Origin of the sequence: Microbacterium sp. UBA1097 (assembly GCF_002313585.1) — a bacterium.
Lineage (GTDB): Bacteria > Actinomycetota > Actinomycetes > Actinomycetales > Microbacteriaceae > Microbacterium.
Map to the genome: position 1 here is coordinate 76,697 of NZ_DCBW01000016.1, position 12,209 is coordinate 88,905.

Annotated in this window: 10 protein-coding genes; 6 read left to right on the forward strand and 4 right to left on the reverse strand. The window is 69.4% G+C overall.

Annotated features, from left to right (window positions below):
* Window positions 1–12: 12 nt before the first annotated feature.
* Window positions 13–1,422 (reverse strand): O-antigen ligase family protein, encoded by a 1,410-nt coding sequence (locus B4F19_RS04495; protein ID WP_292733028.1) that lies wholly within the window; start codon window positions 1,420–1,422, stop codon window positions 13–15.
* Window positions 1,423–1,509: 87 nt separating this feature from the next.
* Entirely contained in the window at window positions 1,510–2,901 is a 1,392-nt protein-coding gene (locus B4F19_RS04500) for an O-antigen ligase family protein (RefSeq protein ID WP_292726539.1), read from the reverse strand.
* Window positions 2,902–2,986: 85 nt separating this feature from the next.
* Between B4F19_RS04500 and manA the strand changes: the two genes are divergently transcribed.
* The 4 genes from manA to B4F19_RS04520 all read left to right on the forward strand — a co-directional run bounded on the left by manA (window position 2,987) and on the right by B4F19_RS04520 (window position 9,084).
* A complete protein-coding gene (manA, locus tag B4F19_RS04505) occupies window positions 2,987–4,144 on the forward strand; it encodes a mannose-6-phosphate isomerase, class I (RefSeq protein ID WP_292726537.1) in 1,158 nt (385 codons plus the stop codon).
* Between the two features lie 151 nt (window positions 4,145–4,295).
* Window positions 4,296–4,619 carry a WhiB family transcriptional regulator gene (locus tag B4F19_RS04510; protein WP_228177570.1) on the forward strand — a complete coding sequence of 108 codons (324 nt, stop codon included), beginning with the start codon at window positions 4,296–4,298 and terminating at the stop codon, window positions 4,617–4,619.
* Between the two features lie 98 nt (window positions 4,620–4,717).
* Window positions 4,718–7,714, forward strand: coding sequence for a glycosyl transferase (locus B4F19_RS04515; protein ID WP_292733030.1), 2,997 nt, complete (start codon window positions 4,718–4,720; stop codon window positions 7,712–7,714).
* Window positions 7,711–9,084, forward strand: a complete 1,374-nt coding sequence (locus B4F19_RS04520; protein WP_228177572.1) for a DUF5719 family protein — start codon at window positions 7,711–7,713, stop codon at window positions 9,082–9,084. The genes B4F19_RS04515 and B4F19_RS04520 overlap by 4 nt, the downstream gene beginning before the upstream one ends.
* A gap of 7 nt (window positions 9,085–9,091) precedes the next feature.
* On the opposite strand, the gene B4F19_RS04525 is transcribed toward B4F19_RS04520, so the two are convergent.
* The gene (locus B4F19_RS04525; protein WP_228177573.1) at window positions 9,092–9,532 is read right to left on the reverse strand and encodes a metallopeptidase family protein; all 441 of its coding nucleotides are present in this window, start codon (window positions 9,530–9,532) and stop codon (window positions 9,092–9,094) included.
* Window positions 9,533–9,649: 117 nt separating this feature from the next.
* Here B4F19_RS04525 and B4F19_RS04530 point away from each other — a divergent pair, with 117 nt between their 5' ends.
* Together B4F19_RS04530 and ahcY are read left to right on the forward strand one after the other, a co-directional pair.
* Complete coding sequence (locus B4F19_RS04530; protein WP_292711755.1) at window positions 9,650–9,856, forward strand: DUF3499 family protein; 207 nt, start codon at window positions 9,650–9,652, stop codon at window positions 9,854–9,856.
* Between the two features lie 44 nt (window positions 9,857–9,900).
* Window positions 9,901–11,361 (forward strand): adenosylhomocysteinase, encoded by a 1,461-nt coding sequence (ahcY, locus tag B4F19_RS04535; protein WP_292733032.1) that lies wholly within the window; start codon window positions 9,901–9,903, stop codon window positions 11,359–11,361.
* Here ahcY and B4F19_RS04540 read toward each other — a convergent pair.
* Entirely contained in the window at window positions 11,355–12,203 is an 849-nt protein-coding gene (locus B4F19_RS04540) for an RDD family protein (RefSeq protein WP_292733034.1), read from the reverse strand. The two genes, ahcY and B4F19_RS04540, sit on opposite strands and share 7 nt — an antisense overlap.
* Between the last annotated feature and the right edge of the window lie 6 nt (window positions 12,204–12,209).

Consider the following 12,209-nt stretch of genomic DNA (forward strand, 5'->3'; position numbering starts at 1 on the left):
GCAAGTCTCCGGTCAGACGAAGGGTGGCTGATCGAGGCCGAGACCGTAGCCTACCTTCCCGTCCTTGAGGCTTTCCGTGCGGCGCGCGCGATCCCGCGGCTGCAGCTTCGCCAGGAACAGCACTGTCAGCATCCACCCCCACAGCAGGAGCGGGCTGGACTCGGTAATTCCCTGGATGACGACGATCACCCCGACCGCGACGGGGAGGAGCGAAACCGTGGCGGTAACGCGGTCGTCACGGCGCTGCCAGCGGTGGTGGCGCACCGCGAACACCCACGTGCGCCATACGAAGAGCGCATAGAGGGCGGCAAGTACTACCACGCCGACCACGCCGAGCTGAAACCACACGTCGACCCACACGCTATGGGCCTGGATAATATGCAGGCCCCGAGGCATGACGATCCAGTCCGAAAACGCCGGATCCCAGGGGATCCACGGGGTAGCGAAGCCGTTGCCGACGACCGGCTGAGCCGCCCCGCGGGAAAACACGAGATCCCAGATTTCGGTGCGGTCGGTGAGGTCTCCGTCGCGGCCGAGGAACGACAGGATGCTGCGCCGCAGCACCCATGCGAGGCCAGCAGCGAAGGCCCCGACGGTCGCCGCCGCGAGGTAAACGCGCAGTCGGCCCGCTGCCGTGCGCGCCATGCGTGCGGCCAGCAGAATGACAAGCGCGACCGCCAGCGCGATTGTCGCGATGAACGCGGTTGCCGATTCGGTGCGGACCAACAGGTACGCCGAGACGGCCAGCGTGACCCCGAACAGGCCCCGGTGGCGTCTTTCGATAGCCAGGTGGATGCTGAGCACGACCACCGCGAGCAGAGCCAGCATGGCAAGCAGGTTGGCGTTGCCCACGATTCCGTCGAGGCGGCCGCCCGTGAACAGTTGGGCGTTCGTCCAAATATCGCTGCGTTCGGTGTTCGCGTCCACCGCGACGAACTCGATCCCGACGGGGCCGCCGACGATGAGCGCGGCCCACGCCTCGAAGAGCACCGATAGCGCCATAACGGCGGCCAACGCCCAGGCGAGTGCCGAGACGAGCTGGCGCCAGGCCAGCATCGCTGCAAGCGCGATAGCGACGAGCGTCGTTGCTCCGAGCAGCGTCCAGGTCAAGGCGGTGGTCTCGGGCCACCGCGACCAGGCAATGCTGGCGGCTGCCCATCCCGTGAAGGCGAGAGCGGTCCACGGCAGGGCCCGCCACTGCGGGGCACGGATCATGCGTGCGGCGAGAACAGCTACCCCCGCGCACGCGATGACGCCTGCGCCAGCGGCTGCGGGTGCGCCGAACGCCGCCGCCCATCCGGGTGCCGTGAAGGCGATGAAGAAGACCACGCCGGCCCACAAGTGCGGGGCGCGGCGCAGCGGAATCGTGGTGGAGGGGGCGACGACAGGAAGAGTGGCCGTAGAGGCGCCGAAAGCCGTCATCGCTGCCCACGCTAGCTCGCCGACATCACAGATCGGTCACAGACTCCCGAGCCTTCGCCCCGAATGCAGAGCCATCCGCGGCCGAAGTCAGTTGGCCCGCAGCAGCTCCCCGCGTTCGATCGCGAGGCGCTGTTCGGCAGGCCCCTCGCCGATGTGCGGGGACTGCTTGATCTTGGACCCGAGCAGGATCATGAGCATCCACCCCCAGCCCATGAGGGGCGCGGTTTCGGCAAGACCCTGGACGAGGAGTACCGCGGCGGTGAGCGTCGGCAGCAGGGTCAGCGCCGAATACGGCCGGTCGGCCCGCAGATCCCAGCGCGGCCGGTCGACGGCGAAGAACCACGAACGCCACACGAACGCCAGGTAGGCGAAACCGAGCAGGAAGACGCCGACGACGCCGAGTTGAAACAGGATGTCGACCCACACGCTGTGCGCCTGCGTGACCTGCCTGCCGTCGAGCACGATCCAGTCCTGGAACGCGGGATCCCACGGCAGCCAGGGCGTGGCGAAGCCGCCGCCGAAGGCGAGGTGATCGCCCGCGCGTTCGAGGACAGCGGTCCAGATCGTTTCGCGGTCGAGAAGGTCAGCCGTGCGGTCGAGCGCGGTGAACACGGGAACCCGCCACCCCCAGAGTGCGAGCGCGCCAGCAGCGCCGATGACGGCATAGCCGACGTAGTAGCGCGTGCGCTCGCCGGGCTTTCGAGCGGTCCGCATCAGCAGCACGGTCGCCAGCACGAGCGCGACCCCGGCGGCGGCGATCCACGCGGTCACGGATGCCGCGAGCACGAGCGTCAGGGCAGAGAGTCCGATCCACACGCCGAGCATGATCCGGCGCGACTCTCGCGCGGCGAATTCGATCGCGAACACGATGACCGCGAGCAGAGCGATCATGCCGAGGAGGTTCGGGTTCCCGATGACGCCGTCGATGCGCGCGCCGGCGAAGATACCGCCGCTGATCCACTCGGCGCCGCCGGCCGCGGCATCCGTCTCGAACCCCGCGTACAGGGTGCCGCCGACGAGCCACGCCACCAGCACCTCGGCGACAAGAGAGAGACCGATCACCCATCCGAGGGCGGCCCCGATCGCGCGAACGATCTCGCGCCAGGTGAGCACGCTCGCGATGGCGACTCCCTGGAAGGTCGTGGCAACCAGCAGCAGCCACGTGAGCGCGGATGTCTCGCGCCAGCCCGACCACGCGATGGACAGCCCGGCCCACAGGATCAACGTTCCCGCAATCCAGGGGAGCCGTCGCCATTGGAACGGTGGGCGGATGACCGCGACCATGATCGCCGAACCGGCGACGATCACGCCGCCGACGATCGCCGTGAGGGGCACGCCGAATCCGAGCACCCAGCCCGGAGCGGTGAACGCGAAGAAGAGGCTGAAGACCATCCATCCGCGCAGCAGAAGATGCCGGGTGCGCTCCCGCTCTGGAGCGACCGGCGGCGCCGAAGCTGGATGACGGCTGAAGCTGGCCATGGTGCTCTCAGGGTAGCGCTCAGCGTCTGCCCGATGCGGGGGCCACTGGCCAGGATGCTGGCGCTCGCGTCGGTACGCTGGTCGCGTGCTGGTTCCGCTCACGAACACGCCCCGCGACTACGCCTGGGGGTCCACCACTCTGATCGCCGAGCTGGAGGGGCGGACTCCGACCGGTGCGCCCGAGGCTGAAGTGTGGTTCGGGGACCATCCCGGCCACCCAGCCCGTGTGCCGGACGGTCGGACTCTCGGTGAATGGCTCGCCTCCGCGGACGCGCCCGAGGGTACTCCGGAGCGCCTGCCGTACCTGCTGAAGATCCTCGCGGCTGGTTCGCCGCTGTCGATTCAGGCCCACCCGTCGAAGGCGCAGGCCGAGGAAGGGTTCGCGCGCGAGGAAGCCGCAGGGACCCCTCGCGACGCTGCGACGCGGACCTATCGAGACGCCAACCACAAGCCCGAGATCATCGTGGCCCTCAGCGACAGGTTCCTCGCGCTGGCCGGCTTGCGCGAGCTCGCCGCCACGCGGCGGCTCCTCGACGCCGTCGGGGAAGCGACAGCACCGCTGCGGGCCGTTCTCGACTCCCACCCGGATGACGCAGACGCGCTCGCGGCAGCACTGATCTGGATTCTCTCGCCGGCAGCAGGTGCGCAGGTGAGTGAGATCATCGCCGCGGCGACGGATGCGGCATCCGACGAGTTCGGGGATGAGCTGGAGCTGGTGCGCCACCTGCAGAGCCACTATCCGGGCGACCCCGGCATCGTCGTTGCCATGCTTCTGAACCTTGTCATCCTGCGCCGCGGTCAGGGCGTGTTCGTCCCGGCGGGTGTCCTGCACGCGTACATCGAAGGGCTGGGCGTGGAGATCATGGCAGCCAGCGACAACGTGCTGCGCGGGGGACTGACGCCGAAGCACATCGATGTGGCCGAACTCACGGCGATCCTCGACCCGCGACCGGGACCCGCGCCCGTGCTCGATCCCGCCGCGGGCACTGCCCGCACGTTCACAGGAGGCGTCCCCGATTTCGTTCTGACGCAGGTGACGGCGGATCCGAGCGCAGCTGTCGAGGTTCGCATGAACGGCATCGCGATCGCCGTCGCGACCTCCGGTGAGGTCGAGATCACGGGTGCGGATACCCAAGACCGCCTCACACTCCGCCCCGGGTCGGCGGCCCTCATCACCCCGAACGAGGGATCGGTCTCGATCTCGGGATCCGGCGAGGCATTCATCGCCGAACCTGGACAGTAGTTCCGCCCGCGACACGCCGCGAATTCCGCCAAGAAGGTTAAGGCGGCGATTGAGGGTTTACGATCTGCGACTTGACCGCAGCGAACTACACCGGTGTAATTACTGCAACACGCTGACCGCGTGGGGGAGTTCTTGAGGTGGGGAGAACGACATGTCGGCTTCGCAGTACCGCTCGGGTGTGCCGGACAACTGGTTCGTCGACCCGGTACATCTTGGCGTGCCAGGCGTACGTCGTGTCGACCCGGAAGACGAGAACGCTCTCGCCTGGCAGACCGACGCGCTGTGCGCGCAGACCGATCCCGAGGCGTTCTTCCCCGAGAAGGGCGGCTCGACGCGAGACGCGAAGCGCATCTGCAGCTCGTGCGATGTCCGCGGCGAATGCCTGGAATACGCGCTCCAGAACGACGAGCGATTCGGGATCTGGGGCGGTCTGAGCGAGCGTGAACGTCGTAAGCTCAAGCGCCGGGCAAGCTGACTGGCTGCGGGGGTTTCAGCGCTCGCGTGAGCCCTCAGCCGGAAACGCCGGGCCCAAGGCGCCTGCGTCGGGGGACGCAACCATAGGCTGACGGCGTCATGCCCGGCACTGTTCACGCGATCGTCGTCGTGCGTCCCGACGGTCGCACGTCCGCGGCGTACCACCTTCGTCGCACCTTCGCGTCCGTGGCGGCGGGCTCTCGCCGTCCGGATGCCGTGACCTTGGTGGTGTGCGGAACCGACCCGGCAGTTGAGGACGCCCTCGAGCCAGGAAACCTTCCCGATCCCACCGCCGATGGGCGGGGCGTGCGCGTCATCCGTCTCGGGCGGCGGACGCGGTTCGCGGCAGCGGTGGCCAGTGCGGCCCTCGAGCCGGATCCTCGAAGCGGCACGGGTATGGATGCCGACCTGCTGTGGTTACTCGCGCAAGACACCGCTCCGGAACCCGAGGCGCTGGCCCGCCTCGCCGGGCAGCTCGAGCTCTCGCCGACGCTCGCGTTCGTTGCGCCGAAGCTGGTGCGTGATGACCGTCCCGAACGGATCGTGTCGCTCGGCGTGAGCATGACCCGCGCCGGCTCTTCCGTGGAGCTGGCAGCCGGCGACCTCGATCAGGGTCAGCGCGATGGCATCACTGATGTGCTCGGTTCAGACATCCGTGCCGTGCTGGTGCGTGCGTCCGTCTTCCGTGCGCTGCGCGGGATCGACCCGGCCCTCCGCGACGCGGACGAAGGCCTTGACCTCGCTGTGGCCGCACGCCTCATGGGAGGGCGGGTTGCGCTGGTCCCGACGACTCGCGTCGCCGTTTCGGGTGATGGTGCGGCGGGACTCCCATTCGCCGACACCGGCCGCCGGCGGCGCATGATCATCGCTCGGCGCCGCGCTGCCCAGTTGCACCGGCGTCTGACCTCTGCCCACACCCTCTTGCTCGTTCCGATCTGGTTGTCGCTGCCGTTTGTTGCCCTCGGCCGCACGATCGCACAGCTGGTGATGAAGGATCCGGGCCGGATCGCAGGGGAGTGGACAGCCACGATTCTGGCGATGGTGCGCCTTGCTGCGGTCGCGCGGGGCAGGCGCCACCTGCGTCGTCACCGCACCGTGCCCTGGTCGCGGATCGCCCCTCTTCGAGTCTCGACGGCGCTCGCCCGAGAGCGAGCGGTCGAACCCGCGGAGCCCGCGCCGGATTCTCTTCCCCGCGCGGAGCTTCACTTCTTCGGTGGGGGCGGCGCGTGGCTCATACTTGCTATGGCCGTCGTGTCACTCGCCGCGTTCCCCGCCTTGCTGGCGTGGCCAGCGCTCGGTGGCGGTGCGCTTCAGCCGCTGCGCGACACCGTCGCCGGGCTCTGGGCTGACGCGGCCTACGGACTTCGACCGATGGGGTGGAACGTGTCGGGACCCGCCGACCCGTTCTCGGCGGTCGTCGCGGTGATCGGCTCCCTCTGGCCGTTCGCGCCGAGTCGGGCTCTCGTGCTGCTGTGGTTGGCTGCGCTGCCCTTGGCTGCCCTCGGCGGGTGGTTCGCGGCGACGCGGATCACCGACCGCCCGGTCCTGCGCATCACTGCCGGTGTGGGCTGGGCGCTGGCGCCGACGTTCCTGGTCGCCCTCACTCAGGGCGTCCCGACCGGTGTGATCGTGCATCTGCTGCTGCCCTGGCTGGTTTTCGCTGGGTCCGTCTCACACCGATCATGGGTCCCGGCAGCAACGGCCTCGCTACTGGCAGCTGGGGTGATCGCCGCGGCTCCCTCGCTCGCTCCCGCGCTGGCCGTGGTCCTGATCGCCGGGCTCATCGCGGCGGCCGTGCGCCGTTCCGGGGCGAGTGTCGCACGGATGCTGTGGATTCCCGTTCCCACAATCGTGCTGTTCGGCCCCGTGGCATGGACGCAGGTGCATGCGGGAACGCCGTGGGGTCTGCTCGCCGACCCCGGCGCTCCGATCCGCTCACTGGCCGAGGCGACCAGCGCAGGCACTCGTCTGTGGGTGTCTCTCGGGTTTCCCGCCTCAAGCGGTGCGGGGTGGGCAGAGCTCTTCTCCACCGTGCCGCTGTGGGTGCCGGCGGTCCTGCTGGTGCCGATCGCGCTGCTTGCGGCATCCGCTGCTGCGACGCCACGATGGCCGGTCGGTCTCGCTCATCTCGCCCTGATCGTGCTCGGCGTCGCAACAGCCGTCGCTGCAACCCACATCGCGGTGCGCTTCGACGGCGCGAACGCTCTCGGACTGTGGCCGGGCGCGGGGCTGAGCCTTGCCTGGTGGGGCATCGTGGGCGGCGCAACCCTGACACTCGATCAACTCGGTCGGGCCGAGATGGCTCGGTTCCGCCGGCGAGCCGGAGCCGTCTCGGCATCCGCTGCGGTGGTCTGCATCGTGGCTCTGGTGATCCTGGCAGCTCCGGCGCTGACCGCGTCGGCGCGGGGCGCCACGGCACTCACGAATGGTCCGACCAGCACGCTACCGGCGTATGTCGAAGCCGACAGCGGTGGCGACACCGCGACGGGGACGATCGTGCTGACGGCTGAAGCCGACGGCAGCCTCGCCGCACGCGTGGTCTGGGGTGGCAGCGAGACCATCGGGGCACATAGCACTGTGCTCGAGACCCGGACTGCCGTGGATGACGCGTCAGCTCAGCTCGCTGCGACTGCCGCCGCCCTCGTGAGCTCGACCTCGCCAGACGCCGTTGCTGCGCTGGGCGACCAGGGGATCGCCTTCGTGCTGCTCGCTCCTGGCGCCGACGCGCCGGCAGCCGACGTGCTCCGGCGCGAGTCCGCCACCGCACTCGATCAGCGCGATGATCTCGATCCCGTCGGGGCCACCGAACGGGGCGATCTGTGGCGTGTCACCTCCGACATCGGCGCCCGGCCAAGCGCCGCGAGCCCGGCGGGGGGGATCGCACTCGAGATCCTCCAGATCGCCGTCATCGTGATCGCCCTGCTGCTCGCGGCACCGACGGGGAGGAGCCGCGCCCGCGCCCGGCAACATCCGCGCATCGTGGGCCTGACTGCCGCCGAGCGAGCAGCGGATGCCGGAAAGGCCCGACGCCTCGAAGATGGCGCGCAGGAGGCCCAGGCCCTGCCGAGCGAGCCGACGGGTGAGGAGGCAACATGACAGTCACGGCCTCACGCTGGCTCCGACCCGTCTTCGGTGTTCTCGCGGGAGCTGGCGCCATTGCCGCGGTTGCGCTGGTGCCGCAGATCGAGGTCCCCACGATCGCGCCGGAACCGGCGTCAGTGGCTGTCTCGCCACCGTCGGCCGGGCAGACCCTCGTGTGCGCCGGCGACCTCCTCGCGTCAGCGCGAGACTCCGAAGCCGCTGGCTCGATCAGTGTTGCAGCGCCCCAAGCGGTCACGACGGCGGGCGAGAACGCCCTTGATCGCAGCGAGTTGGTCTCGGATGCCACGGGCACCTCACCCCTCGTGCTTCGATCAGCACCGGGCTCGGAGCCCTTCGCCGCCGCCGGATCCGCGACAGTCGCCGACCCCGACCTCGCGGGATACAGCGCGGCGTCGTGCCGCCTGCCGCTGCTGGACTCGTGGCTCGTGGCCGGAGCCGGCACGACAGGCGCCGCCGACCTTATCGTGCTCTCGAACCCGGGCGAGGTTGCTGCGACTGTCACCCTCACTGTCTATGGAGCGGGCGGAGCCGAGGTCCCGCCCGGTGGCGGAGACATCGTCGTGCGACCCGGCGCGCAACGCATCATCCCGCTCGCAGGCCTCGCCCTCGGTGAAGAGAGCCCCGTCGTGCACGTGCAAGCCACCGGCGCGCCGGTCGCGGCGTCCCTGCAGTCGAGTATCACGCGGGTCCTCGAGCCGGGCGGGGTCGATCAAGCCGGAGCGCTCGGCGAGCTCGCAACGCGCCAAACTGTCGTCGGGGTCACGGTCACCGAGGGAGCTCTCGGCACCGGCACGGGGCTTGCCGGGACCATCGTGCGGGTCCTTTCGCCCGATGCCGACACCGAGGCGACGATCTCGGTGCGAGCTGTCGGTGCTGCAGTCCCTGCCATCGATCCGGTGAACGTCCAGCTGCGCGCTGGCATCCCGGCCGCCGTCGAGATGCCCAGCCTGCCGGTGGGGTCGTACACGGTGGATGTGGTTGCCTCGACGCCGGTCGCGGCAGCGGTGTGGCAGACGACCGGCTTCGGTGCGGCATCTGACTTCGCGTGGTACCAGCCGTCCCCGGATATCGAGTCAGCCGCCGTGATCGCCGTACCGAGCGGGCCCGGGCCGGTCCTGACCATCGCCAACCTCGGCGCCGCGGATGTGGCTGTCGAGCTTGCGGAACCCGGGTCTGACCCCGTCCCGGTGACCGTGCCCGCGGGAGCGAGCGTCCAGGTGCCGCTGCGGGCCGCGGCATCCTACGAGCTCACCAGCGGGGGACCCGTGCGCGCGAGCGTCGGCTACGTCGGTGCCGGTGCTCTCGGCGCCTTCCCGGTGTTCCCCTCCACCGTGGGCCAGGAACCGATCGTCGTCTACCCCTGAGCAATCCTCAGAAGTAGCGGAAGCGGTCGGGGCCGAGATCCCACGGATCCTTGCCGAGGTACTGCGCCGCAGCTCGGAACACTGCCCCCTCGATCATCATCCGGCGATGCAGATCATCGTTGCGGTGCAGGTGCGACAGGCGCTCCAGCGGCACCCGGTACAGGATGATGCGCTTTTGGTCGGTCAGTACCGCCCACCGGGGGATGCCGTCGGCATCCGTTGCGGGGGGCATGTCGCCGATTTCGAAGCTGACGTCGCGAAGCTCCTCCCACGCCGAGCGAAGGAACTCCGCCGCGGTGCCGACGGTGAGATCGAACCGGTCGATGCGGGTATCCAGGGGTGGGAGCGGCGGACGAACGACGGGGCTCCGTCCTACGCGCCCGTGGCGCCCATGACGCGCCGGGCGCCGGGATCTCGCCGGGGCTGAGCGGGAGCGTCGCCAGGCCATGCGCCCATCCTAGATCGCCCCCGCGATGCATCGACGCTGCGCCCGATCGTCACCAGGCTGTCATCTGTCCCGCGTGGCGGGGGTCGTCAGCACTGGCTCGCGGGTACCGTGACGGTGATGCGTGAACGGTTGTGCTCCAAGATCGCGTGCGCACGGGAGGCCGTCGCCACGCTCACCTACGATTACGGCGACCAGATGGCGGTTCTCGGCCCGCTGGGCCCCGAGGCGGTGGTCCATGCGCACGATCTGTGCAGCATCCACACCGAGCGGCTCGCCATGCCGCGAGGCTGGGTGGTTGTGCGCCACGAAACCCTGCGGGCCTGACGCGGCGCAGCTCCGGCGGCCGGCGGCGTGGGAGAATACCGCTCATGTCGACTTCTACGATCGCCGCGCTCGATTACACCGTCGCTGACCTCGCGCTCGCCGATGCCGGACGCCACCAGATCCGCCTCGCCGAGAACGAGATGCCGGGCCTGATGGCTCTGCGCGAGGAGTTCGGTCCCCGGCAGCCGCTGCGCGGTGCGCGGATCGCCGGCTCTCTGCATATGACGGTGCAGACCGCGGTTCTGATCGAGACTCTCGTTGCTCTCGGCGCTCAAGTGCGGTGGGCCAGCTGCAACATCTTCTCCACCCAGAACGAAGCCGCGGCTGCCGTCGTGGTCGGCCCGACCGGAACCGTCGACGCGCCGCAGGGTGTTCCGGTGTTCGCGTGGAAGGGTGAGACGCTCGCCGAGTACTGGGACTGCACCGACCGCATCTTCGACTGGTCGGCCGAGGGCTTCGACGGCCCGAACCTCATCCTCGACGACGGCGGCGACGCCACCCTCCTCGTCCACAAGGGCGTCGCGTTCGAGAAGGCGGGGGCCGTGCCGGATGCCGCTCCGGGCGACTCCGCGGAGTATCGGGTGGTCCTCGACGTGCTGCGGCGCTCCCTTGCGCGGGACCCCGAGCGCTTCACGCGGATGAGCCAAGAGCTCGTCGGCGTGACCGAAGAGACCACAACAGGCGTCCACCGGCTCTACGAGCTGGCACGCGACGGCGAGTTGCTCTTCCCCGCGATCAACGTGAACGACTCGGTCACCAAGTCCAAGTTCGACAACAAGTACGGCATCCGCCACTCCCTGCCCGATGGTCTCAACCGCGCAACCGATGCGCTCATCGGAGGGAAGGTCGCGTTCGTCGCCGGGTACGGGGATGTCGGCAAGGGAGCCGCTGAGGCCCTGCGCGGCCAGGGCGCTCGCGTCATCGTGAGCGAGATCGACCCGATCTGCGCGCTCCAGGCCGCCATGGACGGGTTCCAGGTCGCCCGGCTCGAGGATGTCATCGGTCAGGTCGACATCCTCATCACGGGAACGGGTAACCGCAACGTCGTCACCGTGGACCACCTGCTCGCAATGAAGCACCTCGCGATCGTCGCCAACGTCGGACACTTCGACAACGAGATCGACATGGCGGGGTTGGAAAGCCTCGCTGGTACCGAACGCGTCGAGATCAAGCCCCAGGTTCACGAGTGGAGACTTCCCACCGGCCGAAGCGTCCTGGTGCTCAGCGAAGGACGCCTCATGAACCTCGGGAACGCGACGGGGCACCCCTCTTTTGTCATGAGTGCCTCGTTCACCAACCAGGTTCTCGCGCAGATCGAGCTGTGGACCAAGCGCGAGAACTACCCGCTCGGCGTTGCAACCCTCCCGAAGGCGCTCGACGAGAAGGTCGCGCGCCTGCACCTTCCCGCGCTCGGCGTACAGCTGACGCAGCTCTCCGGCGACCAGGCGGCCTACATCGGCGTTCCGGTCGAGGGACCGTACAAGCTCGAGCACTACCGCTACTGACGCACCGTCCGGATTGTCGTCGTGTCGGCATCCCCGGCGGTCAGGGTCGCGAGGCGCTCGTTCTGCAGAGCAAGAGCTCGCCCTTCGCGCGCCCGCCGCAGGGCGACCACACCGCGCAGCATTGTCTCGGGGTCCACAGGCGGGACGGGCGAGACGTAGGGGGTGACCTCTGTCGCCAGGGCGGCGGCGACCCGTGCCCGCGCGGCCGGGTCGAGGTAGGCGGCCTGGTGGGCGAACTGCGAAACCCGCCGCGCCAACCGATCGGGCATGCGCCCGACGTCAGCAACGGCTGCCCAACTCGCGAGAGTCGGAGGCAACTCGGCGGGGCGCGGCTGGAGCTTCGGGGCACGCGATCGCTCGCAGTACGTGCCGGCGACCAGATCGCCCAGGCGCTGCGTTCGTGGTGTGAACGCGCCGACGATCGCCGCCACCGCTCCCGCGGTCAGCCAGATCTCCAGGACCCCGATGAAAGCGCGGATGAACGCGTGACGGAAACCCGCCGCGCCGCCATCGACGCGGACGATGCGGCCGCCCACCGCCCATCGCCCGAGGCTTGACCCGCCAGTGAGCGTTTCGACGAGCGCCGGAACGAGCACGAGAACGACGACCACTGTCGTGATTCCGAGGATGGGCGCCGCTGCGGCATCCAGAAAGGCGCCGCCCAGCAGCCAGTTCGCGACAACGGCCAGCGCAATGAGAAGCACCACAGCGGCTATCACGTCGATCAGGCACCCGAGGGCCCGCTGGAAGAAGCTCAACGGCTGGATGTCGAGCGCGACAGCCTCGCCGGTGAGCACTTCGTCCTGCCGGATCTCGACCGTCGTCAGGTGCTCGGGGGGCATGGGTAC